Below are 26,775 nucleotides of genomic sequence, written 5' to 3' on the forward strand. Positions count from 1 at the left end.
TATCCGTGGGGTCAATGCTTCAATTCTAAAATCTAAAATCTAAAATCTAAAATCGATTGACCGCTCGATCTCTTTAGGTTATTTTAAGTAAAATCGTCTTTTGCTGAGTTTGCCAAGTAAAAATCGGTAAGTTCGATCGTCCTATCTGTTTCTTTTTTCTCCTATGTCCAAAACAACCTTGCGAGTAGTCGCCCGCCTCGCGGCCTTTCCTGACAAAGTAGCAGAACTTAAATCTCTGCTGCTGAGCATTATGGAGCCCACTCGCAAAGAAAAAGGCTGCATCAAATACGAACTCCTGCAAAATCAAGCCGATCCCACAGATTTTACCTTTGTTGAAGAGTGGGAAAGTGCAGATTTGCTCGAACTACATCTCGGTTCAACTCACATTCAAGACGCCGTGCAGAAATTAGACGGTTTGGCCGTTGGGCCTCCAGATATCCGCCGCTATGAATTGCTAGCTTAATCGGGTTTTGATCGCAATTTGATTAAGGTTTTTGAATTAGATTCGATTCCCCAAAGTTTGTGGGACACCACGCGGCGAACCCTAGATATATAGGTTCTGCGTAAGTCCAATTCTACTCACATCTTGCACTATTCTCGCTGAACAGGCAAGATGCCTGTTCCACAAAGAGTAGATTTTTTGTGGAACAGGCATCTTGCCTGTTCAAAAAAGGATTATTGACAATGGTTTAAGATCTTAGATTCTACTAACTTCAGAAAAGTTTATGACATTAGCAACAATCAAACAGCTATTTATTTATCCAATTAAAGGGCTGACACCGCAAGAAATGTCGGAGTTTGCTTTAACAGCAGGACACGGAATTAAGGGCGATCGAGCTTTTGCCTTAATGTTTGCAGATAATCTGGAAGCTGTAAAGATGCCGGCCCAAAATATGCCTTGGATGAGCAAAAAAAATTTTGCTGTCCAAAATGATTGGCCTTTGTTAGCAGCTTTAGAATGTGATTATCAACCGGAAACGGCAGTTTTAACAGTCAAGCGTGAAGGAGTTGCAGTGTTATCGGCAGAAACGAACACAGCAGCGGGGCGCGATCGCATTGGCACTTTTTTCACAGAATATTTGGCAGCAATTGAACCCACAAAAGAAGCGAGACACCCGCAGTTTGCACCTTTGCAATTAGTCGGCGACACCAGCGGCGAAACTCGTTATCCCGATCGAGAACCAGTACACATTTCTTTACTCAGTCAAGCCACATTAGACCAATTAACAGAAATTGCTGTTCAAAACATTGACGTGGGCCGATTTCGCCCGAACATTGTGCTAGAAGGTATGGCAGCTTGGTCAGAATTTGAGTTGATCGGAAAACAGTTTCAATTAGGCACGGCGCGCATAGAAGTTACAGCACGAATCGGTCGCTGTGTCAATATAGAAGTGAATCCAGAAACGGGCGATCGGGATATTTCTCTACTCAGTTTACTCCAAAAGGAATTCGGTCACGCGCAAACTGGAGTTTTAGCCAAAATTATCAACAGCGGCACAGTTAAAATCGGCGATGTTTTGACTTCTTATTAATAAAAAGCGACATTAAGATTGTGAATGCTGGCTAACTTCCTCTACTGATAAACCGAGTGCTTCTGCCACTTGCTCTGTATTCAATCCCATTGCCAACAACCGAGGGATGGCATCCCGCCGCGCTTGGGCTTCTGTACTCAAAGCCTGCTCTGCTAAGGAAGCTCGTTCTGTACCTGTCAGCAGCAAATTGCCCTCGCTGTCCCACCACCGCAGCCACAGCATTGTCTGGTTTTGATAACTGCCTTGCCACAGTCCTAATTCTACGCCCATGGGCGCGATCGGATAATGACCGCGATCGTTCGGAAGCAACTGCTGGTAAAACCCATTGTTCAGGCTGTAAACCTCCAGCCTGCCACTATTGATTTCATAAATCCCATAATACGGAATCCGCATGATCCGCTCATAGACCCAAAACTTCCCAGGTCTTGGCGCCGATTCGACTTCTGAGTAGGATAGTGGGGTTGTGTCCCGCTCTTGAGAACCATCTCCCGATGCGAACTCCAAAGCAATCATCGGAGCCATGAATTCGCGCCACAGCACGTAAGAGCGACGAATCTGATTTCCTAATGTTGGTGGCACGTTGGGCACGTAGAACCAATCAGGAGCTTCTGCTCCCTTTTCAAGCGGGTCAGTTTCTCGCCAGTAGATGCCACAGTCTTGCCCTATAGCATATTGCCCATCGGGATGAAGCCGTTGCAATACCGACCCAATAGAATCAGTCAAAATAATGCTTTGGGGATGCTCCTGAAAATTCTTCACAAAAGTGCCGTCTTCCTCTGGCAGTTGAGTGTGGTCGGGGAAAGGAGAGGGAAGGACAATTTTTTCTGTTGCCGGCGTCATGCTACCTCTCAAGTATTGCAACTTACTTGAATATCTTAACTCATCCTGCTTCCGGCACCCTCACCTTATTACCAATCAAATTCAGAAAACTCGTTCCAAAATGTTGAACCTCCAAAAAATTAGCATGAGCAGGAGTTGACTTGTAAACTCTAAAAGTCCGCATAATTCCTAAAGTCGCGGCACTTTCCAGCGGGCCGATAAAGCTAGTATCCCTGTCCAAAAAATGAGACTGCTTAGCCCAGTGTGCCATCTGTTCCGCATTCAAAAAATAGCAACCGGAATGAGGATTCAATGCCCGCTCAAAAGCGATTGTTTGTTCCATAATTTTTCCCATTAACTGCCGCTGCTCCTCTACATTTTGAAACTGAGAAGTCGCTGAGTCTGCTAAATCACCATCAACATATGCTTTAAAAACCGCGCCTTTAGGCGCTATTTCATAGCGATTAGGTTGCAGCAAATTCCCATTTCCCCCGTGATGCGTAAACCACTTTAATTTACTAAAAAACCACGGATCATGCAGCACTAAATCATCTTCTAAATAACAGAAATAATCGTATTTGTTAAGACACGCTCGCAAAACTGCTTGACACTCAAACCCCAACAGCAGCGGCTCGCATTTGGTAGCGTGGTGCATAAAACATCTGGGTTGCACTGGCAGTTGAGGCAACAGATGATAACCTTGAGTAGTGCAAACAACAATGTCAATTTCGTGCTGTTGAGATTGATTGGCTGGGATAGTTGCACATTCGCTAATGTCAATCATGGACTGAGATTTGCCGTACAAAGCTTGCAGCGATGTCACGCAAGCGGTTAAAGCATTTAGTCGTGGTTGCGGATCATTTCGCTGGGAAGCGTGTTTCCCGTCGCCGCTGGGATTGTAAAAGTGAGCAATAGTGAAGAGAATTCGCATTGGTGTGGAGTAACAATTAGAAATTAAACAATAAAACAGAACGATCGCACAATAACCCTATAAATCTTACCGCACTTAGTCACCAAATAACTCCGGCAGGCGATCGCGCAACTCAGCATTTAAACGCGGCAACTCGTCCCGCATCTGTAAGTACCAATCTCGGCGCTGCCGGTAGTGCCCGCACAGCAAGCGGTTGTCGCGCACCCATTCATAAGCATTAGCGGCTATTTCCCGGCGCCGAGAAGTGTCAGATATCAGCGAATTTAGTTTGGTTTCAAACTCTTTTTCATATCTATAAATCAATCCGGTTTCAGCTTCTACAATCGAATGTTCGTACACAGTGGGACTTGCCAGCACCGCTACTCCCCGCGCTGCACATTCAATAAATTTTAAGTCGGATTTCATTTCGTTAACCGGGTTGGAAACAAGCGGCAGCAAAGCTATATCGCAACTGTACATAATTTCTTGATACCGTTCGTAACTGCAAAATGGTTCAAATTCTTTTTGCTGTATTTTCAAGGATTCAAAAAATTTTCGGTCGTGGATTACTTTAACTCGAAGGCGGTGCTTGTGTGCAAATAAAACTCGATTTAGCGCTGCCATAATCGGCTGCCAATCTTTTTCGCGGTTAAGCGCACCAAAAAAGATTGTGACTGTATCTTCGGCCGGATAAATTCGCGGCGGAGGTAGATAGGCTAATTGATTGGGAAATACGGCAACATTGTGATTGTATGACCGCAAAATTTTTGCTAGCGGTTCTGTAGAAGTTTGAACACAGTGACAGCCGCGATAGCTGAGGTAGTTATTGTCGGCGTATTCGCGGCGGCGGATGGGATTGTCGTCAATTTCAGCTACTATTAAATAGCCTTGTTGAAGAAGTTCTTTGAGTTGGGGAATATAGCCGGGATATTGCATGATTGTCCGCTGCCAGATGAAGACTTTTTCTTCTCCCAGCAGGGGGGGAATTAACTCTGCTGTTTTCACCGCTGATACAGTGCGGACACCGGGAATTGTAGCGCTAAATTTGTCCGGTTCCAAAACTCGCACACGATCGCACCCTGTAGGAGCCATAATGATAGTCTGAATCAGCAGTCTGCGCGCAGGTACGGTCGATTTGGTCGATCGCACGATATAATGTTCAGCACCGGTTTCCGTAGCAAAGCTGCTCGATGTGAGCTCTAAAGCCTTTACCATTGGATACAGTAATTCCTGAAAGTGGACAAAATTTTCAGTTTTGTGTCCCTTCCCTTGAAATTCATAAACCTGCAATCCGGCTTGAGCAAATAGTGATTTAATACTTTCTAGGGTAAACCAGTGCTGCATCTTGTTGTCGGGATTCTCCCACTGTCCCCGCAACAGATTGACAATTCGCCGCCAGTATTGAACATTAGGGATTCTGGCGAGAATTTGCCCCTCTGGATTCAGCAAACAACTGTATTGCTTGAGCACTTCCCAGGGATTTTTGAGGTAGGGTAGCAAGTCGCCAAAAACCAAACAATCGACGGTTCCTGGGGCGATGTCGAGACTTTCGAGGGCAATTTCTTCAATATCGGCTACCGTCACCCAGTTTAGCCGATCGACTGCAATTTTAGCTTTTTCTCGATCGCGTTCAATGCCAATATACTGACAATGGGGATTGATCAGTTTGTACTGTTCGCCCGTCGAGCCCGTACCGCAGCCAATTTCAACAATGACTTTAGCATCCGGCGGTAGCAGCTTCAAGAAGTCGTGGTTGACGCGATCGATCACTTTGTCTAAAATTCCTGATTAGTTTATCGTAAAATAAAACCGAGCCACCCATGCCAACAGACTACCAGCCGAAGGTTAGCATTGCGATGCCAGTATACAATGGCGATCGGCACATTTGTCAAGCACCCAATTTTCTGTTGCCAACTCTTTCTCTTCCCTCTCTTCTCTTCCTCTGCGTTCTCTGCGCCCTCTGCGGTTCACTTAATCTTATTTACTCATCATACAAGCATCCCTATATCTTATCAAAAATTGAGCAAAATTATAATTTATTCTCAACCCCTACCCTCATTCAGCGCGATAGAAGAACTAAATTAATTCGGCTTTTTCCAAAAAAAATTAACCCAACAATTTGCTAAATACATTAGAAACTATGAACCCTAATCTAGGAATGAACATCGCCGGCTACATCAGCGGCGAATTTGGCATAGGAGAAGGTGTCAGAGCCAACATCAGAGCGACAGAAGCCGCCAACATTCCCTTCGTCATCAACAATTTTACCCGCAGTCCCCACCGCAAGAAAGACACCACCTATCAAAATTTTAGCCAAGACAATCCCCATCCCGTAAACTTAATTCAAGTCAACGCCGATGAAGTTGCAACCTTTATCAAACATACAGGTTACAGCTATTTTGAAAACAAATACAACATCGGCTTTTGGGCCTGGGAACTTCCCGCCTTTCCCCCGGAATGGCAGCCCGCATTTAATCACTTTCACGAAATATGGACTTACAGCAACTATTGCGCCGAGGCAATTTCCGCAGTCTCGCCAATTCCCGTCATCAAAATCATGCCCAGTATTGCTCTTCCCGCACCTTCCCTGAAAAGAGAAGCACTGAATTTACCTAAAGATAAATTTATTTTCTTGTTTGCCTTCGACTTTTCTAGCCGCATTGAGCGCAAAAATACTTTAGCGACAATTCAAGCATTTAAACAAGCTTTTGGCGAAGATAACAGTGTATTATTGGTAATCAAATCTTCTAATTCCAACAAATTTTCAGCGGCGCAAGCATCCTTAAACTCAGCCATAGCAAATAATTCAAATATCAAACATCTAGACGGGTATTTGTCCAAAAATAAACTTAATGGTTTGCTCTACAATTGCGACTGTTATGTATCCCTGCACCGCTGCGAAGGATTTGGCTTGACAATGGCTGAAGCGATGTTTTACGGGAAACCCGTAATTGCCACTGGCTATTCATCAAATACAGAATTTATGAATGTCGGCAATAGCTATTTAGTTAAGTATAAGTTAATCCCAATTGATAAAGATTGCGGGCCATACAAAAAAGGCAATGTTTGGGCCCAAGCGGATGTCGAACACGCTGCGGATTTAATGCGGCACGTCTTTAACAATCACCGGGAAGCTCAACAAATTGGAGCGATAGCCGCTGAGGAAATTAAGACTTTACTCAACCCGCAATTTACAGGGGATAAAATTAGAAAACGTCTCGAATATATTGCCGAGATTACCGATAACTTTCACAGCATACCTCTGTCAGGAACAGCCAAAGCGCAGTCTGCCAAAATTAGGGCTAACTTCCCACCATCACAGCAACAAAGTCAATCAAAAGGAGAACTGCCAAACGAGCAGCCGAAGGTTAGCATCTGCATTCCGACATACAACGGAGAAGCATTTATTGGGGAAGCAATTCAAAGTGCTTTAGCCCAAACATACCCTAACATAGAACTGATTATATCCGATGACGGCTCCACAGACAGCACAATTGCGATCGCCCAATCATTCCAATTACAAACCTCTGTCGATTTCCGGATCATACTGCACCGCAACTACGGCTTATCACAAAACTGGAACTTCTGCATATCCCAAGCAAAAGGTCAATACATTAAATTTCTCTTTCAAGACGACTTGCTCGCACCAGAATGTATTGAAAAAATGGTCGCGCTCGCCCAAGACAACCCAAAAATAGGTATGGTTTTCTCCCCGCGTGGCATCACCATAGCTGACAATGAATCTAACCCAATTTTGCGCGGAGCTTCCCAATCAATTAAAGATTTGCATAAAAGTTGGTCGAATTTAAAATCTATTCAGGCAGGAAAAGAATTACTCGCAGATACTAAATGCTTGAACAACCCGATAAACAAAATTGGCGAACCGAGTACCGTCTTAATTGCCGCGCGAGTCTTTGAAGAAATAGGATTATTTGATTCGGGATTATCTCAGTATGTAGACTTAGATATGTGGTGGCGAATCATGGGGAACTATCACATCGGATTTGTAGATGAAAAACTGTCATCCCTGCGGATTCATCCCGAACAACAAACTTGGAAAAACTTCGCTGCTGGGGAAAATCATAAGGATGTAGTCAGATTTTACAAAAAACTACTAAATAGTCCTGCTTACAGTTTCCTGGATCAACAAATCAAACAGACAATTCGCCAAAAGTTGGCATTAAGAACCCAGCCGAGATTATCGGAATTGTCACCACTGCTCGATCAATATAATAAATTCCCCTCAAAACAGCCTCTTCTCGCGCTGCGCCCCTACCGCCAACAGCTAGCTGAGTATTGGCTGAATTTGCCAGCGGAAAAATTAGAAATTTCTTACTCGAAAGACATGGGGAAAGCTCATAAATTGCTACTAGATAGCGCCCTAAAAAATGAAACTTTAACTGAGTCAGAACAACGTTTTGTCCAGCAGTTATCCTCGAAACTTGCTGAAGAAGGGGAAATTGCCGAGAAGATGCAATATCTCCTCGCAGCGATGCTGTACTGCGACGCTTATCAGTTGCCACTTGAGTATAAAAATGCAGCGATTCCCCAGTGGTTTTTTGACGATTTTCTGAAATTTATATTTCAGTCACCGAATTATTTTCAAAGGAGATGTGGCATTGTCAAGAACGGGCAAGATGCCCGTTCCACACAAGATGAATTTTCTGGTGGAACAGGCATCTTGCCTGTTGGTTCCACAACAGATGAATTTTCTGGTGGAACAGGCATCTTGCCTGTTCCTCAACAAGTAATTGAGAAGAGTGCAAGATATCAGTTTAAACAAAATTGGGGAGTAGAAAGGTACTCTGAATATTTCCAACAGTTAATCAAGTACGTCGCAGCTAATATCGCCAGTTTTCCAGATTCAGAAGTTTGGCGTTATTTGGCGGCTTTTATTGCGAAAATTGTTAGTTTCCAAGCTTTGTATTTGAGTGAGACCAATCTGCTCAATATATTGATTCAGCGAGCTGATATTCTGGAATTTTATTTAAAAAATATCGGCTGTCAAGTAGAATGGAATTTTCCTCATAGAGAACCTGAAAGAACTAAAATCCGAGTTGGCTTTTTGCTTAATAAAATTAGTGATGACTCCGAGACTCGTGCTGCAATTTCGAGTTTTGAATATTTAGACAGAAGCAAATTTGAAATTATTGTGTACTATTTCCAGGTACAAGACGAGCGACTGGGGAAATATTGCGAAAATTGCGCCGACAAACTGGTGCAACTGTCAGAAGATTTGCCAAATCAAGTCCGAGAAATGCGATCGCACGATTTAGATATTCTGCTAATCTGCACCAATACTACCGACACTTCTCAACCAAGCGCCCTCCTGTGCCTGCACCGACTAGCGCGGGTGCAAATAGCTAGCGGTGTATCAACCCCCGCAACCACCGGAAGCCGAAATATCGATTATTTCATTGCTGGGGATTTGACATTGCCCGCAGGTGCAGCAGCAGAGTATCGCGAAAAATTAATTAGTTTAAAAGGGTCGGGAGTTTGTTTAAGCTATACTGTAGGATCAGCACCTGCCACAGTGGAACCGACTCGCAGGAGTTGGGGAGCTACAGACGAATCTGTAGTGTTCATGTCCGGCGCTCAAGCTTTGACAATTATCCCAGAATTGAGAGAAACTTGGGCAAAAATTATTGCTGCCGTACCGAATTCTATTTTAGTTTTGTATCCCTTTAGTTCCCGCAATGGAAACTATCCGACGGTGCCTTTTTACAACCAAATTCGATCGCTCTTTGCCGAATACGGTATTGACAAAAAGCGCTTAGTTATGATTAAAGCGCTACCATCTCGCGCCGATTGCATAAAATGTCTGGAATTGGCTGATATATATTTAGACTCCTATCCATACAGCAATGGCTGCTCCTTAGCAGAACCCCTGTTGGTGGGGTTGCCTGTAGTGGTAAGAAAAGGGCAAACAACTCGATCGCGACAATCAGCCGCCGTGCTCGAAGAACTGCTAATTCCGGAACTGGTAGCAGACAGCGAGAACTCTTATTTAGAGCTGAGCATAGCACTGGGAACCAACCCAGAACTGCGCCGGCACTACCGCGAGCGAATCCAGCAAAAAATGGCGGCAAACCCCAAATATCTCGACAGTCGCGCTTGCTCGACCCAACTCGAAACACTCTTTGAAAGACTATTCCGAGAGTGAAGGATGAAGGAAGAAGGAAGTTCAGCAACTAAGCAGTGTACGGGATTTAACGGATAGATGTTGAGGGAAGATTTTCCCACTCTCCCACTCTCGCATCCAGTTACCATTCTGAGACCCGCGGGGAACCCCTCGCTAGGCAGAGCGTCAAGAAATAGACGGCAATAGCGCTAGCCCACTGACGGTCTGCTATCATCGGGGAATCGAGGGGTTAGTGGTTGTCGCTCTTTTCCTGCCACAGCTAAATTAAAAGGGGAAGCGCAAGTCAGTTGGAGAAAAAAAAATGACAGGACTTTTTCAAATAGGCGATAAATTATTGCAAGCTCAGGATATGCCATCGCTCCTGAAGCGGTATCAGTTGATGCCACAATTCTTGCGGGGTGTAATAGTAGACCAAGCGATCGCATCCTTTAGTTGCAGCGACGAAGAACGAAAATCCGCCGTCGAGAACTTTCTGGCACAACACCAACTGACAGCCCCCGAAGCCAAAGAAGCTTGGCTGCGCGGCCAAAATATGACGGAAGAAGAACTTCAAGAGATGGCCGTTAGGCCCTTGCTGATCGAAAAATTTAAGCAAGCAACTTGGAGACCTAAAGTAGATAATTATTTTTTAACCCGCAAAGCCAGCCTAGACCACGTAGTCTATTCCCTGGTACGCACCAAAAATCCAGCACTGGCCAACGAACTTTACTTTCGCATCCTCGAAGGGGAACAAACCTTTGCTGAAGTGGCCCGCGACTATTCCGAAGGGCCCGAGTCCAAGTCAGGCGGCTTGTTGGGCCCAGTACCCCTCAGCCAGCCCCACCCGGCAATCAGCAAACTTTTGTCCGTCAGCCAGCCAAATCAACTCTGGACGCCGCGTCCTCTGGCAGAATGGATGGTAATTATTCGACTAGAAAAGTTCATGCCGGCCCAGCTCGATGAATCGATGCGGCTGCACTTGATTAACGAACTATTTGAAAGCTGGCTCGCCGAACAGATATCGCAAATAGGCCCGCTACAGCCCCTCTCCTCCGTGTCTTCAATATCATGACAATCCAGCAATTGGGTCAGGGGCCCCCGGATTTATCCGTGCAGACTTGAAAAAGCGTAGCATCCTGACAAAAACCCCCTGGATTCATCTGTGGATTCAATCTAAAATCTAAAATCTAAAATCTAAAATTGGATGACTTCTTCCGCTGTTTCCCTCTCCCAAATTCAGGATTTCCTAGCTCAAACACCTCCCTTTGACCGACTGTCAGAGACGGCTCTGACAGCCTTGGTGGCTAAATGCCAACTCCTTGGCTACCGGACGGGGCAACCCCTGTTTGAACGGGAAAAAATGCCGACTCAGGTGGCAATTATCTATCAAGGCCAGGCCCGGCTGCTGGGCTTTGACCAGCGCTCGCAGCGCCACGTAAGTTTGCGCTTGGTGCAGTCGAAGGAAATTCTCGGCTGGGCTGGCTTGCTCAGGGGAGTTCCCTGCGAAACGGCGATCGCCTCTACAGATGTGATCGCGATCGTCCTACCTGCCGAAGATTTCCTGAGCGTACTGGAAAAACAGCCGACATTTGGAGAAGCCTTTCGCGAACACTGTTCCTTGAGCGAAGTATTTGAACTGTTGAGCCTGGAATTGCAGCGCCAAGCCGACGGCACTTCCAATCTCAAGGAACTCACCCTGCAAGCTTGGCAAGATGCGACAGTTGTCAACGTACCAAACGGCAACAAAAAAACTCAAGACATCGCCAAAGAGCTAGATACCGAGCGAATTTGGCTCGTCAGCAGCGGCGTCTTGGGCGACTTTCCCACCGGCAGCCGCTTCTCTGTGGAAAACGCAGCCAAATCTTTAAAAGTAGAAGGCCGCCTCGGCGCCCGCTTGGTCGGCTTCCGGGAACCCCCAGCATCGCAACCAGAGCTAGCAGATCCCCCAAATGGCGAGACAGGGACAGGTACAGGAGGAGGGATAAAGCCACCCATCATTTTTGACGATGTACCCCCCGCCCCCGATCGTCCCCCAGAACCAACAAGCGACCAACCAAAGGATTCGGCGGGGAGATACCCAGTTTTCCGCGCCAAAGGGCAGATTGAGGCCCCGCTTGCTTGCTTCCAAATGTTGAGCAAGTATTTCGGCCTCAAGTTTCGTCGAGATATCATCCGCAAAGTTCTAGAAAATCAGTTAAAAACCGCTGGTTCTATCAGTATGCAAGCCTGCGGGGCGATCGCCCAAAGCATCGGCCTGACGCCCCAATTGGCGCAAGTGCCCGCAGAAGCCATCAACCGCATCAAAGCTCCCGTAATGATTAAATGGGAAACCAGCTTTGCCATTATTTACAGCATCACCGAGCAAGAATTGGTGATGGCCACGCCCGAAAAAGGGTTAATGCGGAAGCGGATACCTCAGTTTAAAGAAATCTGGGGAGAATCAGGAGAAGTCCTGCTGCTGCAAGCTCCGCAAGTCGAACAAAAAGAGCAGTTCAGCTTCTGGTGGTTTGTGCCGGCGCTGATGGAACACAAGACAGTGTTTTTTGAGGTGTTGCTCGCTTCGTTTTTTGTACAGTTATTTGGTCTAGCCAACCCATTAATCAGCCAAGTAATTATTGATAAAGTATTGGGTCAGCGCAGCATTGACACCTTGGATATTTTGGGGGCATTTCTGTTAGGTGTCGCCCTGTTTGAAGGACTGCTCAACGGTTTGCGTACCTTTTTGTTTATAGACACCTCAAACCGCATCGATGTCAAATTGAGTGCGGAGGTAATCGACCACTTGCTCCGGCTGCCCCAAAATTACTTTGACAATCGGCGCGTCGGAGATTTGGTCTACAAATTCAGCATGATGGGCCAGATTCGGGAATTCATGACGAGTACAGCTCTGACAGTGGTTCTCGATGCGGTATTTTCGGTGGTTTACGTCGCCGTGATGCTCTCCTACAGCGTGCAGCTAACGTTTGTATCTTTGGCAGTGGTACCGGTACTGGGGCTGATGATTGTTCTAATCAATCCGCTGGTGCTTCGCCTGATCAAACAAAGAAATATGCGTTTTGCTGACTCTCAATCTTATCTAGTGGAAGTAGTCAGCGGGATTCAAACTGTTAAGGCTCAAAATATTGAATTGAAATCCCGCTGGGAGTGGTCGAGCCGCTACGCAAAATACATTACAGCCAGTTTTAAAACAATTATCACGGGGACTACGGCCGGTACGATTAGCGGCTTTTTAAACCAGGTGGGTAACTTAGCTCAGTTGTGGGTGGGAGCTTATTTGGTACTGGGAAATGAGATTACTTTGGGTCAGTTGATTGCTTTCCGAATTATTTCCGGGAACGTGACTGGTTCGCTGCTGCGTTTTGTGAGCGTGTGGCAGAGTTTCCAAGAAGTATCGATGTCGATCGATATGCTTAAGGATGTGGTCGATACGCCGACGGAAACCAGCGATGAAGACCGGAGCAATATCCCGCTGCCGGCAATTCAAGGGCAGGTTACCTATGAGGAGGTTTCCTTCCGATTCCTGGAGAGCGGGGCACTGCAATTGGCTAATGTTAATTTGGAATTTCCCGCTGGCAGTTTTGTGGGAATTGTGGGGGGAAGCGGTTCCGGTAAAAGTACGGCGATGAAGCTGTTGCAGCGTCTTTATCCGCCGTTGTCGGGCCGGATTTTTATTGACGGATACGACATTTCTAAGGTGGAACTGTACTCGCTCCGCAGCCAACTGGGGGTGGTGTTGCAAGATACTTTGCTGTTTAACTGTACTGTGCAGGAAAATATTGCTCTGAGCAATCCCGATGCGAGTACGGATGAGATTGTGCGAGCTGCGAAATTAGCGGTAGCTCACGATTTTATTATGGGCTTGCCTGCTGGCTACAATACGGTGGTGGGAGAGCGGGGTTCGTCGCTTTCTGGGGGTCAAAGGCAGCGTTTGGCGATCGCCCGCACGATTTTGCAAAACCCGAAACTGCTGATTCTGGACGAAGCTACAAGCGCCCTCGACTACCATTCCGAACGCCAAGTTTGCAATAACTTAGCAGAAGCTTTCGCCGGCCGCACTGTGTTTTTCATTACTCACCGCCTGACTACCATCCAAAACGCTGATGTAATTATTATGATGGATCAAGGTTCTGTAGTCGAGCGGGGAACTCATAAAGAATTAATGGCTCTTAAAGGGCGTTACTACTGCCTCTTCCAACAACAAGAGTCATCGAATACCTGATCTCTAACAAATCACAACTGATCACTAACGCTTAACAACTGAGAACTAACAAATGGCTATGAAATCGTTAATACTTTCTGAGCAACCAGTCATTCTCGAAAAACCAGCGATTTGGTCGCACTTGTTTTTGTGGATGATCATGCTGATGACCACTTCTGCTGTAGTTTGGGCTTATTTTGCTAGCGTAGAGCAAGCTGTCCCCGCTGTCGGCCAATTGGAACTCAAAGATGGTGCTAGAGACATCCAAGCACCTGCTACGGGCGCTGTGGTGAGACTTCACGTTGAAAATGGCGATCGTGTGGAAAAAAACCAGCCTCTGCTCACTTTCAACCCCCTTGCACCCAGTGCCGATTTAACATCCATTCAGAAAACTAAAGAAGCTCTGGAAAAGGAAAATAAATTTTACGAAGATGTTGTCAACGGCAAAATTCAAGGCGCTGTTCCTTCTAACCTAGAATCAACAATCAAGGACAGACAGAGCCTCACCGCACAAAATCAAGTGCTGCAAGCTTTGATTGACGAACTGTACCTAAATCGGGGAGCCAGCGGAAATTTTGATGCTGCCCAGCAAGGACTTTATGTTAATTATCGATCGGAATTTCTGTCTCGCGTTGCTGCTGCTCAAGGCCAAGTTCAGGAGTTGGAAAAACAACTGAAGCAAGCTCAGGATGCTGAGAAAGCCGCCGGCGATCAAATGATAGTCGCACAGCAACAATTGGGTTTTGCCCAGAACCAATTAAATTATGCTCAGCAGCAGTTAGCTTCTTCGCAAGAGCAAGTAAAATCCGCCCTGGCTCAGAAAGATTTAGCCCAAGAACAGTTAGCGAAATCCCAACAAGTATTGAAGTCGAATCAAAACATTCTAGGCAGACTCGCCCCCCTGGTGGAGGAAGGAGCCATCGCTGAACTGCAAAAAGAACGTCAAGAACAAGATGTTTTCAGAGGCCAAAGCGACGTTCTCAAACAGCAAGATCAAATCAAGCAGCGCGAAGGTGAAATCAACTCTCGCAGGGGCGAAATTAACACGCGCCTTGGTGAAATCAATACGCGCCGAGGCGAAATTAACGCGCGTCAAGGTGACATCCAAAAAATTAGTGCTGACATACAGCGCCAGCAAGGAGAGCAAGCGCGCATTCAGGAGTCGATCGCCCGCGCCGAAGAACAGTTAAAAAACACCAAGGATTCCTGGGCAAAAGAACTTTACAGCAAAATTGCTGAAAATGAGAAACAAATTGCCAGCAGCGATTCTCAGCTAAGCCGCTTCAAAGTGGAAAACCTGAAAAAGTTGTCCGAGGTGAACGCTCAGCTAGAAAAGGCTCAACAAAACCGCGACACTCAAGTGATGAAAGCTCCCGTATCGGGGGTTATCTTTGATTTGAAGCCTTCTACGAAGGAGAAAGCTAAGTTGGATATGGCGAAAGATCCGATATGCCAATCCATTATTAATTCGGTGGTGAAGCCAGGGGAACCGCGCCCAGCACGCTGCGAAGAAGCTTATTACGAAGCGCAGCAAACTGAAAAGCTGCTTAAAGTTTTGGATGACGACAACGGTCTGGAAGCAGTTGTTTACCTGGAAAACAGCAATGTGGCTCTAGTATTGGATGCTTTGAGACAGAAGCGGGCAAAATTGGAGCCGTATCACGGCAAGCAATTAGACGGAGAAAAGATTGACTGCGAAACAGGTAAAATTTGCGTTTGTCCAGAGAAGGAAATTAACAGAGAGAAACTGGGTTTGACGAAATACCAATGCGTGCCTGTGGAAGTGAATGTAGAAGCTTTCCCGGCGATGGAGTTTGGTACTGCTGAGGGTGAAGTGATAGAGATTAGCAGTGATGCTGAGCCTCCTACTGAACTGCGGAAATACTATGCTTTCAAAACCAAAATTAAGCTCAAAAATCAGAAGTTTGTTTTGAACAAGGGCAAGGCAAATGAAGTGGAGGTGAACTTGCAGTCGGGAATGTCAGTGAGTTCTAATATCAATATTGGCAAGCGGACTGTTTTGCAGATGTTTATCAACCGATTTACTGGGAAAATGGATACGTTCAAGACTATTAAGTAGCGAACTGTTGACGGTTTACTGTTGACGGTTTACTGTTGACGGTTTACTGTTGATTGTCAGTCGAAAAGCTGATGATATTATGTCCGTTCGATCGATCGCGATTTTTGTTGGGGCGGGTTCAGCAACAATACCTGCCAATAATTGACAATATCAAAAACCCGCCCTGACCGGGATATTATGGTTAATCGATCGGACATGATATGACTAGATTTTACAATTCCGATGCTATAGCAATCCTAAATCAGTTGTACAAATATGTAGGGGTAGTGCTAAGAGTGCCTACCCCCCACGGATCGGGGCAACCACGGGGGGTTTGCCCCTATAACAATTACACAATTCATTTAGAATCGCTATACCGGATTGGATATTAATGAAAAAATTAATCTTATTTACTTTATATCTAATTCCTGTTCTCTTATTAATCGGATTTGTAACGAGTTTTAGCGTTAACGTTCCCGTGGATGACGAGTGGAGGTTAGCTAGCCTTTTTGAAAAAATAGCTGCGGGAAATGTAACTTTTAACGATTTTTGGGCTTTGCACAGCAACCACCGCATACTTTTCCCTAAAATAATTATTGCGGTGCTGGCTTTTGCTTCCCGATGGAATATTAATTATCAGTTGTGTCTCAGCATAGGTTTGGCTGCGATAACTTTTATTGCTATCTACAAGTTATCCTCGATGCAAGTTAAGAATGTCGCGGATGATTTGTGGCATTTAGCTAATATTTTAACTGGTATTTTGCTTTTCTCTCTAGTGCAGCACGAAAACTGGCTTTGGGGATTTCAAATCGCTTGGTTTTTAGTCAATTTGTGTTTTGTCGCTGCGGTTTATGCGCTGGTTTTACCTGACAAATTATTGCCTAATATAGCGGTTTTTAATCGGATGAAACAGAGATGTTGCACCACGATCAATAAGCTATTTAGAAACGGGCAAGATGCCCGTTCCACAAAAATTCAATGTTCTTGTGGAACGGGCATCTTGCCCGTTGTTGAGAATGATGCAACACCTCAGATCAAACAGAGTACGGAAACGGCAGTGCCGTGTCCCTACGATATTCAAATATCGATTGCGGCTGGATTCTGCTTGATTGCGAGTTTTTCCCTGGCTCAAGGTTTGCTTTCTTGGTTGGCTGCGATTCCGGCTGTGGCGGCTGTAGAAGGAAATGCGGCGCAGAAAAGAAAAAGACTTATTGTCTGGATGCTGCTCTTTGTGGCAACTTGTGCTGTTTACTCAATTGATTATCATCCTAGTCGGAAAGCAAGTATTATTTCATTGTTGAATAAGCCGTTTGGGGTGATTGATTACTTTTTAAGTTTGCTGGGTTCGCCAATTGTGCGATCGTCTGGAATTTCAGCATTAGTTGGATTGCTAATATTTTCAAGTTTCTTATTTTTGGTATTCTATTTCTTTGTCATTGGGAACCCTGCGAAGCAATCTCCAGCCCCTGCGATTGCTTCGTTCCTCGCAATGACAGATAGGAATGATATTGCTGAAAGCTATAGCAATCCCAACTCAGTTATGAACGTGGTTCAGGCTGCGACGCTGGACGGGCAAGATGCCCATCCCACAATTCATTTAGGATTACGGCAAGATACTCATTCCAAAATAGATTTAGGAGTGCAGTATCAGGCTTTACCTTGGCTGTCAATAGGTTGTTTTTCGGTTTTATCGGCTCTGTTTATTACGGCTGGGAGGGCCGAATCTGGGGCGATGCAGGCGATCGAATCGTCGAGATATACGACTAATTCGATTTTGTTATTAATTGCTGTGGTTCAGCTAGGGCAATTGTTTGTCCGAGGTAATTATCAAGAAACAAAAGCAACGTTAAAACGTAACTATAAATTTATTTATCGGGTAGTAGCAGGGCTGTTAATTGCTACAATTATTCTTAATTCTCAACAGGCGATCGCCCAAACTAGAGCGGCAATTATTTACAAACAAGGCGCTCAAGATTGTTTGCAGTTAATTAACTATCTGGAACCCTCTGATTTTTTCAATAATTCACCGGAAAGCTGTGTGAGGGTGCTGAGCAAAAAAACTTGGCTGGTGAGAGAAGGCGCTGCAATTATCGACAAAATAGGTTGGATAAAGTTCGAGAAAAATGTAGAGTTTATTTCTGATACCGAGAAAGTTTACGGTTATTTAGACAAACCTCAAACTAGCGATAAATCCTTGACTGTTAAGCAAAATGATGCTATCAAGGCTGCTGGTTGGGCGGTTTTGCCAGAAAAATTGCAACAGCCGAATATTGTACTGCTATCTGTCGGGGACAAAAAATCTTTTTTTGCTAACGCTTATGTAAATTTGGACAGTCCCGACATTGCTGAGAGTTTAAAATCTGAGTTATACAATAATGCAAGGTGGGCTGTTGATTTGTCGGATAATAATTTGCCGATCGCCCAAACTGAAATTAAAGCTTGGGTGTATAATCCTGTTGACAACCAGTTTGTCGAGTTGCGCGGAGGATGAGGAGTGAAAATTTCTGTGATTATACCAGCCCACAATGAGGAGGGCTGTTTGTACGGTACTGTGCGGGCGATCGCCCAGACGCTCGATTTAGAAGGCATTCCGCACGAAATTTTGATTGTGAATGACAACAGTGTCGATCGAACTATTGATATTTGCCAGGAGTTGTCAGAGACTTTTCCCACAGTTAGATACATCAACAATCAACCTCCGAATGGTTTCGGATTTGCTGTGCGGCGGGGATTGGCGGAATTTGACGGAGATGCGGCAGCAATTGTGATGGCGGATGCTTCCGACGATCCGATGGATTTGGTAGCAGGATACCGCAAGTTGCAAGAAGGATATGATTGTGTTTTCGGTTCCCGCTTTATCAAAGGTGGCTTTATAGTTGATTATCCAATTCACAAGTTAGCAATTAACCGCCTAGCAAACTGGTTTGTCAAAAGTATTTTCGGCTTGCGCTACAGCGATGTCACCAATGCTTTTAAGATTTACCGCAGAGAAGTAATTGAAGGCGTACAACCGATTTTGAGCCATCATTTTAATTTGACAGTGGAACTGCCATTAAAAGCAATTGTCCGGGGTTTTTCCTATACGGTGATCCCTCTCAGGTGGTACAATCGGACTGCTGGTATTTCTAAGCTGAAAATTAAAGAGATGGGCAGTCGATATTTGTTTATTGTCTTGTATGTCTGGCTCGAAAAACATCTCTCTCGCGGCGACTACCACCGGACTAGAAAGATAGCAAAATTAAAAGTGAATGCCTGAGAAAATTTTAATTGTGGGCGGTGCGGGTTTTATCGGCAGTTGTTTGGCAATTGGCCTGAAGAAACTGCACCCGGAATGGCAAATAATTTGTTTAGATAACCTGCGTCGCCGGGGCTCGGAATTGAATCTGCCTCGGCTTAAAAGTTGCGGTATTCAGTTTGTTTACGGGGATATTCGCACAGCGGCAGATTTAGATCCAGTTGCACTCAATGCTGACTGCATTATAGATTGTGCTGCAGAACCTTCTGTGCTGGCTGGTTTTAGTTCACCTCAGTACGTTTTGCAGACGAATTTACTGGGCACTGTGAATGTTTTGGAGTTGGCGAGACAAACGGGTGCGAGTTTGCTGTTTTTGTCTACGAGTCGGGTTTATCCGATCGCCAGTGTCAAGTCTGTTAAACTGTTAGAGTTGCCGAATAGATTTGCGATCGCCCCTGAGCAAACTTTACCCGGTATATCGGAGTTAGGCATATCAGAAGACTTCCCATTAAAAGGACACCGTTCGCTTTACGGAGCAACTAAATTAGCTTCGGAATTGCTGATTGAGGAATACAGGGAAGCATACAATGTGCCGGCAATTATTAACCGTTGCGGGTTAATTACGGGTGCTTGGCAAATGGGTAAAGTCGATCAGGGAGTTTGCGGTTTGTGGGTGGCGGCTCACTATTTTCAAAAGTCGCTGAATTATATCGGTTTTGGTGGCAGTGGGAAGCAGGTTAGGGATTTGCTGCACGTTGAAGATTTGTTGAGGTTAGTTAATTATCAGTTAGAACATTTTGCTGAATTTGACGGCGAAGTTTTTAATGTTGGCGGCGGTTTGAGCAACAGTCTTTCTTTGCTTGAGACAACTGATTTGTGCCAAAAGATTACTGGGAAATCGATTTCAATTAATCCTGTTTTGGAGGAACGCGCGGGGGATATTCCGATTTTTATTACTGATTCTTCTAAGGTGATGGAGAAAACAGGATGGCGGCCTGTTATGGGGCCGGAAGCGGCTTTGCAGGATATTTATGATTGGATTGCTGCTAATGAGGTTGTTTTAAGTTCGATATTATAGGGATTTTTTTAATGGCAGATGGCAAATACTAAGGTGCGTCGCTATGGGAAATTTCGTCACTATTTGAGTGACTAGAAGCGACGCACCCTACGGCGAAATTTCATCCCCGTCTAAAATTCCCACCATTATTTTCATTAAATCCTCTAAATCGTCAGGCACTTTAAACAAATTGATATCTTGAAAAATAGTGTGCTGATTTCTGTCTAACTTGCCAAATCGCCAGACATCTCCCATTGTCACCGCACCGTAAAAGATATTTTGCTCTTCAACGTGAGACATCGCGATCAATTCTACAGCTAGTTGGGTAAATCCTCTAGTCATATCGTCGTTCTTTGCTTCAATGACTAGCAATTCTCGCTCGGATTTTACGAAATAATCTAAATTACCCTTTAACCAGCTATTAACGTTGAGAGTATACTCAAATCGCAGTTGACATTTGCAGTACCGGATGATGTCCAGCAAAACTGGCGATACTAATGATTCTCTTCTAGCTGTTTCGCTGCTGAGACTGACAAAAAATAAAGTTTCTTTAATTCTTTGTTTGAGAAAAGCTATTTCTGCCAGTTCTCTAGAGGTATGCGGCAAAGACAGCTCAGTTTTAATCAGCGAGTAATCAAATTCTGCTAAAATTTGTTCCGTTTCGTAAGGTAACTCAAAGTATGAACGAAATGTATATTCTCGACCTTCCTGTAATATTTTTTGCTTGGTCATACTGTTTGAAATTGCAATGTGTTTATTTGTAAATTATTATAGCAAATCTCAATCATTCATACAGATTTGTATGGTAGTGTCCCCGTGCCTACCCTCTATCGCTTATCCCCAAACTTCTGTCAAATCTAAGACAAACCCAGGCAACACATCTTCACCGAACAAACTAATAGGATTTTCCAAGACTTCTACATCTTGATTTTGCCTGTAAATCTCCACCTTTTTGTTTTTCCGATCTATCAACCAACCCAAACGAGCGCCATTGTTCATATACTCTTTCATCTTGGCTCGCAGCGGTTCCATGTTGTCAGTTTTAGAACGGAGTTCTACCACAAAATCAGGACACAAGGGAATAAAACTTTCTTTTTGTTTTGGGGTGAGCCCATCCCACCTTTCTTGACGCACCCAAGCAGCATCGGGAGAGCGATCGGCTCCATTGGGCAAGTGAAAACCAGTAGAAGAGTCAAATGTCTTTCCCAGTTTAGTTTGGCGGTTCCACAGCCAGAGTTGCCCGTTTAAATCAGAGTTTCTGTATCCTGTTTCGCCTCCGGTTGGTGGATTCACGATTAACTCTCCTTGTGCTGTTCTTTCTAATTGTAATTCTCGGTTGGCGATCGCCAATTCAACGAATTGCTCGCGGGTAACGGTGAGTGTTAGTGTCGGCGGAATATTCACAGCAATGGCGCGGGATGTTTGTGTCATCATTTTTTTCCTACAATTGATGCTTTTTTAGCAAATTTATCCTGATTTTGCCCAGCCCAAACTACAGGAATACTTGCAATTTTTATTATAACAATTGAAATGCTCTAGGGGCGGCGATCGCTTTCCCCGATCGTTAATTGTTTGATTTCGAGGCTTTGACAAACATTTGCCCTCCCAAAAACCGCCACAACAAAGGCAATTTTAAGTAAATTTTTAACAGCAAAGGCGAGGCCGGTCTGCCTTTGGTCGAAAATGGTAAAAATCTCGGTATAATTAAGTCGATTTCAAAGCCGACGGTTTGTAAAAGTTCTTGCAGCGATAAGTGGGTAATTGGTAATTGATGGTCGATAAAGTCGTAATACTCTTGGAAAGAATATTTAAAATTTGGTTGGACAACTAAGAGAGAACCCCCTGGCTTAAGCGCCTCAAAGCAAAATAAAATAATTTGGATGAGTTCTTCTTTATTGCGGAGATGTTCAAAAAAGTTAGAGATAAATATACGGTCAAATTGTTCGCTAAAAGCTGGTTGATCATCAAAGCTTAAAACATCAATATTCAGCACTTTTACATCTGGATTGGCAAATAACTTGGAATCGGGGTTTAGATCAATCAAACATTTTTTTTTAGCCTGAATTTGATTTATAAACTCGCAGTAACCGCCGCCAATATCTAAAACTGTTGATTCTGGAGGAACATAATCTTGTAAAAATTCGTCAATTAAAACTTTCCATAGTGCCACCTTGGCTTGCAGTTGTCGGGAATCAAATCGATTGGCGTACAATTTTTTGAGATATGCGTCGGTTTTCATAGTAAAATAGCAGAGACTGAGTATGAGTTTATCACTTTCACAGCTAACTATGAATGTTATATCTACCGAAATACCGGAAGTTCTGATCATTGAGCCGAAAATTTTCGGAGACGATCGCGGTTTCTTTTTTGAGAGTTTCAATCACAAAGCTTTTGTCGAAAAAACAGGCGTGACAGCCGAATTTGTTCAAGACAATCATTCCAAATCCTCTAAAAATGTGCTGCGCGGTTTGCACTACCAAATGCAGCAGCCTCAAGGCAAATTGCTGCGGGTAGTTGCGGGAGAAATATTTGATGTAGCGGTAGATATTAGAAAAAGTTCGCCGACTTTTGGGCAGTGGGTTGGCTGTTTAGTGAGTGCAGAAAATAAACGGCAATTTTGGGTGCCGGCGGGATTTGCTCACGGTTTTTTAGTGGTTTCGGAGACGGCTGAAGTTTTGTATAAAACTACAGATTATTACGCACCAGCACACGAGCGGTGTATCCTGTGGAATGATCCCGATTTGGCGATCGACTGGCCGCTAGATGGTGCCCAACCAATCTTATCAGCTAAAGACCAAGCTGGACAAACGTTGAAAAGATCTCAAGTGTTTTGATCATGAAAATTTTACTCGCAGGTGGCAGCGGACAGCTAGCTCAAGAATTGCAGCCGATTTTATTATCTTCGGGAGAGGTTATTGCGCTCGATCGCACTCGCCTCGATTTATCCCAACCCGAAAGCATCCGTCAAGCAATGGCTGAAATTCAACCGGATTTAGTCGTCAATTCGGGTGCTTACACTGCAGTAGACAAAGCGGAAAGTGAACCAGAATTAGCATATGCAGTCAACGGTATTGCCCCAGGAATTTTTGCAGAAGAATGCGAAAAACTAGGAGCAAGTTTGATTCACATTTCCACTGATTATGTATTTGACGGCAGCCACGGTTCTGCTTATCTGGAAACAGATTATACGAACCCGCTGGGAACTTACGGCAAATCGAAATTAGCAGGCGAGGAAGCAATTCGGAAAGCGGGAAACCGAAATATTATTATTAGAACCGCGTGGGTTTACGGCAACGGCGGCAAAGGTAACTTTGTCAAAACCATGCTGAGGTTGGGAAAGGAAAGGGAAGAAATTCGAGTAGTAGCAGATCAGATCGGAAGTCCTACTTGGACGGCGGATTTAGCAGAGGCAATTTCGCAAATTATTCCTCTCCTTGGGCCAGAAACTTTTGGAACATACCAGTACACTAACAGCGGTGTTTGTAGTTGGTACGATTTTGCGATCGCCATTTTTGAGGAAGCAGCACAACTCGGCTTACCTCTAAAAGTTCAGCGCGTAATTCCCATCACCACCGCCGAATATCCGACACCCGCAAAACGTCCGGCTTTTTCTGTCCTCTCTACGGTAAAAATATCAGCACTTCTAGGCACGTATCCTCCCCACTGGCGGCAAGGGCTAAGACAAATGCTGGCAAGAGAAGTGAAATAAAAAATTGAGGAAGACTCAAAACGCGAGGGCGAGTTTTGTTCATGAGTTACCTGTTATATGCAAAGTTTCTCACCTAAACTCGCCCCTACAAATTAAGAAAAATCTCCCCATGTCTGAATCCATGAAAGTCAAGCAACAATATATTTTAATTGCCGCATCAGTTCTCGGCATTCTAATACCAGCGTCATATATTTTGTACTTGATATCGCAAGCGGGAGACTTGTCTAACTTTGATTATTGGTGGATGACGTGGAATTTTTATTCAGTAGACGGTTTCTCTACAAATCCTTTTAATTGGATATTTCGGGCGAACGAGCATTTTGTCTTGATTCCGGCAATTATTTATGGCTTGAATATAGCTGTCACCCAAGGTTCAAATATTGGTTTGTGTTTAGTTGCCTGGTTCTTGGCTTGGATTCAGTGTCACGTATTAATTGCTCTGCTGCCATTAAAATTGAGGCGTTTTCCGCTACAATTTATTTCGCTACTCCTTTGCATTTCTATTTTTAATTTTACTCCAGCGGCGGCTCACAATTGGATGCGGGGATTCAGCGGCGTTCACTGGATAATTGCTAATTTATTTGTGATTTGTTCGATATTTTGTTTGCAATCCTATGCGACGCTTTTGTCAAGTAAGAGGGAGGCGGAGCCTCTGAATATTCATTCCCAGGCAGAGCCTGGTAACGAGTTTGTAGGGGCGGTGCCCCCGTGCCCGCCCTCGCATTTACAAAATAAGTGGGTAATTGGCAGCATTGTTTTTGGTGTTTTAGGCTGTATTAGTTACAGCACTCCTTTAGGTTTGTGGCCGATATTGTGTGCTGCTGCTGTTGTGCTGAGGTTTCCTCGGCGAATAACTTATTTGTATTTCATTGCTTCGATTGCAGTGATTGGCATTTATTTTTTAACTTATAAAACTCCATCTCATCACCCTTCTTTAACTAAAATTAACCCGCTGAAAACTCTCGAATATATTCCCACTTATCTCGGCGGTATTTTTAGCGAAAATATTATTGTTGCTTCAATTATTGGTATAATTGGTTTGATTGCAGTGACGGGTTTTGTGACTTATTGGCTATTTGTAAAAAAGGTCGATCGCCCGGATTGGCTGCCTTGGCTATCAATCCAACTTTACACGCTGCAAACGGCGTTAATGGCTGCGGTTAGTCGATCGGGATTTGGCGTCGAACAAGCCACCGCTTCCCGCTACGCCACACTCCCAGCTTTGTTTTGGATGAGTACAATTGTGCTGACAGTATTGTGGGTGCGCGAGTTGCAGCCAACACCCAGAATTCAAGGACGTTGGCTGACACCGCTGTTTGCAGTCGCCACAGTCGCGATTATTTTAATGTACGGGGTGGGAGGCGAAACTGCAATGGCGATCGCCCGCAGAGCAACCTATCAACCGTTAGTAGCATTATCACTGCAATTAGGCATCACCGACGTAACGCTAATTAAAGACCGAGTAGGCAACAAACCTGCCGCTTTTGTCGGGTTAATCGACGCCTTAAAAACTAACAACTTAGTGCCATTTAACCGAGATATCAAAAAACACAATTTCTGTGCAGCATTAGACACAAAAATCGACGCAAATTTACTGTCAGCACCCAAAGACGGAGTACCCGGATATTTTGATACAGTAACTAAACTCGCACCCGCCGCCTCCAGAGTAATTGGCTGGGTAGGAGACCCCGAAAACAATGTAAAATGTATGGCCATTCTCAATCAAGAAAATGTCGTTCGAGGTTTCGCCATGTCAGGATTTCCGCGCCCAGATTTAGTTAAATTGTTTGGCCCTTCCTACGAATTCGCAGCTTGGAGAGGATACATTCAAACATCACCAACAGATAAATTGTTGACAGCCTATGCCTCCTTTAAAAACCGCAAAGGTTGGGTAGCCTTGCGAAACTCCCAAGTTATCAATAAAAACTAAAAAACCTCTCCTTCTCCTCCTCTGCGCCCTCTGCGCCCTCTGCGGTTAATAAAAAAAAACCTCATTAACAACACAAATGAAATAGAATATCCCTATGCCGAAACACCTCAGCTTCGTAATCCCAGTTCACAACGAAGAAGCCACCCTAAAATTACTGTTTGACAAAATTCAACTTGTCATGTTGCAAACAGAAATTGACAGTTACGAAGTCATTTTCATAGATGACGGTAGCCGCGATTATTCCTGGCAAGAAATCACAGATTTAGCCAGCCAACATCCCAAACTAATTAAAGCGATTAAAATGCGCCGCAACTTTGGCAAATCCGCCGCACTTTCAGCAGGATTTCGCAATGCAGCAGGGATAATTATCTTTACTCTCGATGCTGACCTTCAGGATGATCCCGCTGAAATTCCCAAATTCTTACATCATTTAGAATCGGGATTTGATTTAGTTTCCGGTTGGCGAAAACAGCGGAACGACCCGCTTTCTAAAACTTTACCTTCCAAGCTGTTTAATGCCGTTGCCTGTTTGCTGACTGGGGTGCAAATGCACGATATGAATTGCGGTTTTAAAGCGTATCGTAGGGAAGTTTTGCAGTCGATTAAATTGTACGGGGAATTGCACCGCTACATTCCAGCTTTAGCAAACAATTTAGGGTTTAAAATTGGTGAAGTAGTTGTCGAACATCATCCGCGCAAGCACGGAAAATCGAATTACGGCTGGGAACGTTATGCGCGGGGATTTATTGATTTGTTGACGGTGTTAGCCACAACGCAGTATTTACACAAACCGGGTCATTTGTTTGGCGGTTTGGGATTGTGTTTTGGCTTGGTTGGAACTGTTTCGCTGAGTTATTTGATAGTTATTTGGTTTCTAAATTTGGCGGGGATGAATTTTGGGCCGATCGGGAATCGACCTTTGTTATTTTTTGGGATTTTGTGTACAATTCTGTCGGTGCAGTTGATTTCTTTGGGGATTTTAGCTGAGTTGATGGCGCGGAATGTGGATGCTGATTATGTGGATAAGCAAATTAGCGAAATTATTGATGATTCTGGTTTTGATATTTAACCGCAGATTAAGGCGGATTAAGGCTGATTAACGCAGATAAATCGGCTATTGCAATTGCTTCTAAGTAGGTCGGCGCAAAAAAACCGAACTATGTTAAGATAAGTAAACAAAAAGAATATATCTACTGAGGTAACTC

19 protein-coding genes are annotated in these 26,775 nt (G+C 44.5%); 13 read left to right on the plus strand and 6 right to left on the minus strand.

What is annotated here, in order from left to right:
• The first annotated feature begins 163 nt into the window (after window positions 1–163).
• Both QUA83_RS03235 and QUA83_RS03240 read left to right on the plus strand, forming a co-directional pair.
• The gene (locus tag QUA83_RS03235; protein WP_190656699.1) at window positions 164–463 is read left to right on the plus strand and encodes a putative quinol monooxygenase; all 300 of its coding nucleotides are present in this window, start codon (window positions 164–166) and stop codon (window positions 461–463) included.
• 262 nt (window positions 464–725) lie between these two features.
• Window positions 726–1,532, plus strand: coding sequence for an MOSC domain-containing protein (locus QUA83_RS03240; protein ID WP_333291459.1), 807 nt, complete (start codon window positions 726–728; stop codon window positions 1,530–1,532).
• Between the two features lie 12 nt (window positions 1,533–1,544).
• On the opposite strand, the gene QUA83_RS03245 is transcribed toward QUA83_RS03240, so the two are convergent.
• From QUA83_RS03245 to QUA83_RS03255, 3 genes are all read right to left on the minus strand, one after another.
• Window positions 1,545–2,372, minus strand: a complete 828-nt coding sequence (locus tag QUA83_RS03245) for a Uma2 family endonuclease (protein WP_333291461.1) — start codon at window positions 2,370–2,372, stop codon at window positions 1,545–1,547.
• 40 nt (window positions 2,373–2,412) lie between these two features.
• Window positions 2,413–3,282 (minus strand): calcium-binding protein, encoded by an 870-nt coding sequence (locus QUA83_RS03250; RefSeq protein ID WP_333291463.1) that lies wholly within the window; start codon window positions 3,280–3,282, stop codon window positions 2,413–2,415.
• 75 nt (window positions 3,283–3,357) lie between these two features.
• Window positions 3,358–5,031, minus strand: coding sequence for a methyltransferase domain-containing protein (locus QUA83_RS03255; protein ID WP_333291464.1), 1,674 nt, complete (start codon window positions 5,029–5,031; stop codon window positions 3,358–3,360).
• Window positions 5,032–5,401: 370 nt separating this feature from the next.
• Here QUA83_RS03255 and QUA83_RS03260 point away from each other — a divergent pair, with 370 nt between their 5' ends.
• From QUA83_RS03260 to QUA83_RS03290, 7 genes are all read left to right on the plus strand, one after another.
• The gene (locus QUA83_RS03260; RefSeq protein ID WP_333291466.1) at window positions 5,402–9,424 is read left to right on the plus strand and encodes a glycosyltransferase; all 4,023 of its coding nucleotides are present in this window, start codon (window positions 5,402–5,404) and stop codon (window positions 9,422–9,424) included.
• Window positions 9,425–9,704: 280 nt separating this feature from the next.
• Complete coding sequence (locus QUA83_RS03265; protein WP_333100464.1) at window positions 9,705–10,454, plus strand: peptidylprolyl isomerase; 750 nt, start codon at window positions 9,705–9,707, stop codon at window positions 10,452–10,454.
• Between the two features lie 132 nt (window positions 10,455–10,586).
• Entirely contained in the window at window positions 10,587–13,601 is a 3,015-nt protein-coding gene (locus tag QUA83_RS03270; protein ID WP_333291468.1) for a peptidase domain-containing ABC transporter, read from the plus strand.
• A gap of 58 nt (window positions 13,602–13,659) precedes the next feature.
• Window positions 13,660–15,660, plus strand: coding sequence for a chromosome partitioning protein ParA (locus QUA83_RS03275; RefSeq protein ID WP_333291470.1), 2,001 nt, complete (start codon window positions 13,660–13,662; stop codon window positions 15,658–15,660).
• A gap of 370 nt (window positions 15,661–16,030) precedes the next feature.
• On the plus strand, window positions 16,031–18,130 hold the full coding sequence (locus QUA83_RS03280; RefSeq protein ID WP_333291472.1) for a hypothetical protein: 2,100 nt from the start codon (window positions 16,031–16,033) through the stop codon (window positions 18,128–18,130).
• 3 nt (window positions 18,131–18,133) lie between these two features.
• Window positions 18,134–18,895 carry a glycosyltransferase family 2 protein gene (locus QUA83_RS03285; protein WP_242724549.1) on the plus strand — a complete coding sequence of 254 codons (762 nt, stop codon included), beginning with the start codon at window positions 18,134–18,136 and terminating at the stop codon, window positions 18,893–18,895.
• Window positions 18,888–19,952 (plus strand): NAD-dependent epimerase/dehydratase family protein, encoded by a 1,065-nt coding sequence (locus tag QUA83_RS03290; RefSeq protein ID WP_333291474.1) that lies wholly within the window; start codon window positions 18,888–18,890, stop codon window positions 19,950–19,952. Before QUA83_RS03285 ends, QUA83_RS03290 begins: the two co-directional genes overlap by 8 nt.
• An 87-nt stretch (window positions 19,953–20,039) precedes the next feature.
• Here the strand turns inward: QUA83_RS03290 and QUA83_RS03295 are convergent, their stop codons facing one another.
• From QUA83_RS03295 to QUA83_RS03305, 3 genes are all read right to left on the minus strand, one after another.
• Window positions 20,040–20,663: a hypothetical protein gene (locus QUA83_RS03295; RefSeq protein WP_333291476.1), complete on the minus strand. Its 624-nt coding sequence runs from the start codon at window positions 20,661–20,663 to the stop codon at window positions 20,040–20,042.
• A 102-nt stretch (window positions 20,664–20,765) separates the two neighbouring features.
• A complete protein-coding gene (locus tag QUA83_RS03300) occupies window positions 20,766–21,365 on the minus strand; it encodes a Uma2 family endonuclease (protein WP_333291478.1) in 600 nt (199 codons plus the stop codon).
• A gap of 130 nt (window positions 21,366–21,495) precedes the next feature.
• Window positions 21,496–22,170 (minus strand): methyltransferase domain-containing protein, encoded by a 675-nt coding sequence (locus QUA83_RS03305; RefSeq protein ID WP_333291479.1) that lies wholly within the window; start codon window positions 22,168–22,170, stop codon window positions 21,496–21,498.
• Window positions 22,171–22,219: 49 nt separating this feature from the next.
• On the opposite strand from QUA83_RS03305, the gene rfbC reads away from it, so the two are divergent.
• From rfbC to QUA83_RS03325, 4 genes are all read left to right on the plus strand, one after another.
• Window positions 22,220–22,765, plus strand: a complete 546-nt coding sequence (rfbC, locus tag QUA83_RS03310; protein ID WP_333291491.1) for a dTDP-4-dehydrorhamnose 3,5-epimerase — start codon at window positions 22,220–22,222, stop codon at window positions 22,763–22,765.
• A 2-nt stretch (window positions 22,766–22,767) separates the two neighbouring features.
• Window positions 22,768–23,640, plus strand: a complete 873-nt coding sequence (gene rfbD / locus QUA83_RS03315) for a dTDP-4-dehydrorhamnose reductase (protein WP_333291481.1) — start codon at window positions 22,768–22,770, stop codon at window positions 23,638–23,640.
• Window positions 23,641–23,749: 109 nt separating this feature from the next.
• On the plus strand, window positions 23,750–25,570 hold the full coding sequence (locus QUA83_RS03320; RefSeq protein WP_333291483.1) for a hypothetical protein: 1,821 nt from the start codon (window positions 23,750–23,752) through the stop codon (window positions 25,568–25,570).
• Window positions 25,571–25,664: 94 nt separating this feature from the next.
• Window positions 25,665–26,639 carry a glycosyltransferase family 2 protein gene (locus QUA83_RS03325; protein WP_333291484.1) on the plus strand — a complete coding sequence of 325 codons (975 nt, stop codon included), beginning with the start codon at window positions 25,665–25,667 and terminating at the stop codon, window positions 26,637–26,639.
• Window positions 26,640–26,775 lie beyond the last annotated feature (136 nt).

Origin of the sequence: Microcoleus sp. K1-B1 (assembly GCF_036704705.1) — a bacterium.
Classification (GTDB): domain Bacteria; phylum Cyanobacteriota; class Cyanobacteriia; order Cyanobacteriales; family Microcoleaceae; genus Microcoleus.

Excerpts from the sequence above, each read along its gene's own strand:
- QUA83_RS03270 (WP_333291468.1), top strand. The coding sequence starts at position 10,587 with ATGACTTCTTCCGCTGTTTCCCTCTCCCAAATTCAGGATTTCCTAGCT.
- rfbC (WP_333291491.1), top strand. The coding sequence starts at position 22,220 with ATGAATGTTATATCTACCGAAATACCGGAAGTTCTGATCATTGAGCCG.
- QUA83_RS03280 (WP_333291472.1), top strand. The coding sequence starts at position 16,031 with ATGAAAAAATTAATCTTATTTACTTTATATCTAATTCCTGTTCTCTTA.
- QUA83_RS03300 (WP_333291478.1), bottom strand. The coding sequence starts at position 21,365 with ATGATGACACAAACATCCCGCGCCATTGCTGTGAATATTCCGCCGACA.
- QUA83_RS03250 (WP_333291463.1), bottom strand. The coding sequence starts at position 3,282 with ATGCGAATTCTCTTCACTATTGCTCACTTTTACAATCCCAGCGGCGAC.
- QUA83_RS03245 (WP_333291461.1), bottom strand. The coding sequence starts at position 2,372 with ATGACGCCGGCAACAGAAAAAATTGTCCTTCCCTCTCCTTTCCCCGAC.
- QUA83_RS03260 (WP_333291466.1), top strand. The coding sequence starts at position 5,402 with ATGAACCCTAATCTAGGAATGAACATCGCCGGCTACATCAGCGGCGAA.
- QUA83_RS03325 (WP_333291484.1), top strand. The coding sequence starts at position 25,665 with ATGCCGAAACACCTCAGCTTCGTAATCCCAGTTCACAACGAAGAAGCC.
- QUA83_RS03265 (WP_333100464.1), top strand. The coding sequence starts at position 9,705 with ATGACAGGACTTTTTCAAATAGGCGATAAATTATTGCAAGCTCAGGAT.
- QUA83_RS03305 (WP_333291479.1), bottom strand. The coding sequence starts at position 22,170 with ATGAAAACCGACGCATATCTCAAAAAATTGTACGCCAATCGATTTGAT.
- QUA83_RS03295 (WP_333291476.1), bottom strand. The coding sequence starts at position 20,663 with ATGACCAAGCAAAAAATATTACAGGAAGGTCGAGAATATACATTTCGT.
- rfbD (WP_333291481.1), top strand. The coding sequence starts at position 22,768 with ATGAAAATTTTACTCGCAGGTGGCAGCGGACAGCTAGCTCAAGAATTG.
- QUA83_RS03235 (WP_190656699.1), top strand. The coding sequence starts at position 164 with ATGTCCAAAACAACCTTGCGAGTAGTCGCCCGCCTCGCGGCCTTTCCT.
- QUA83_RS03275 (WP_333291470.1), top strand. The coding sequence starts at position 13,660 with ATGAAATCGTTAATACTTTCTGAGCAACCAGTCATTCTCGAAAAACCA.
- QUA83_RS03240 (WP_333291459.1), top strand. The coding sequence starts at position 726 with ATGACATTAGCAACAATCAAACAGCTATTTATTTATCCAATTAAAGGG.
- QUA83_RS03290 (WP_333291474.1), top strand. The coding sequence starts at position 18,888 with ATGCCTGAGAAAATTTTAATTGTGGGCGGTGCGGGTTTTATCGGCAGT.
- QUA83_RS03320 (WP_333291483.1), top strand. The coding sequence starts at position 23,750 with ATGTCTGAATCCATGAAAGTCAAGCAACAATATATTTTAATTGCCGCA.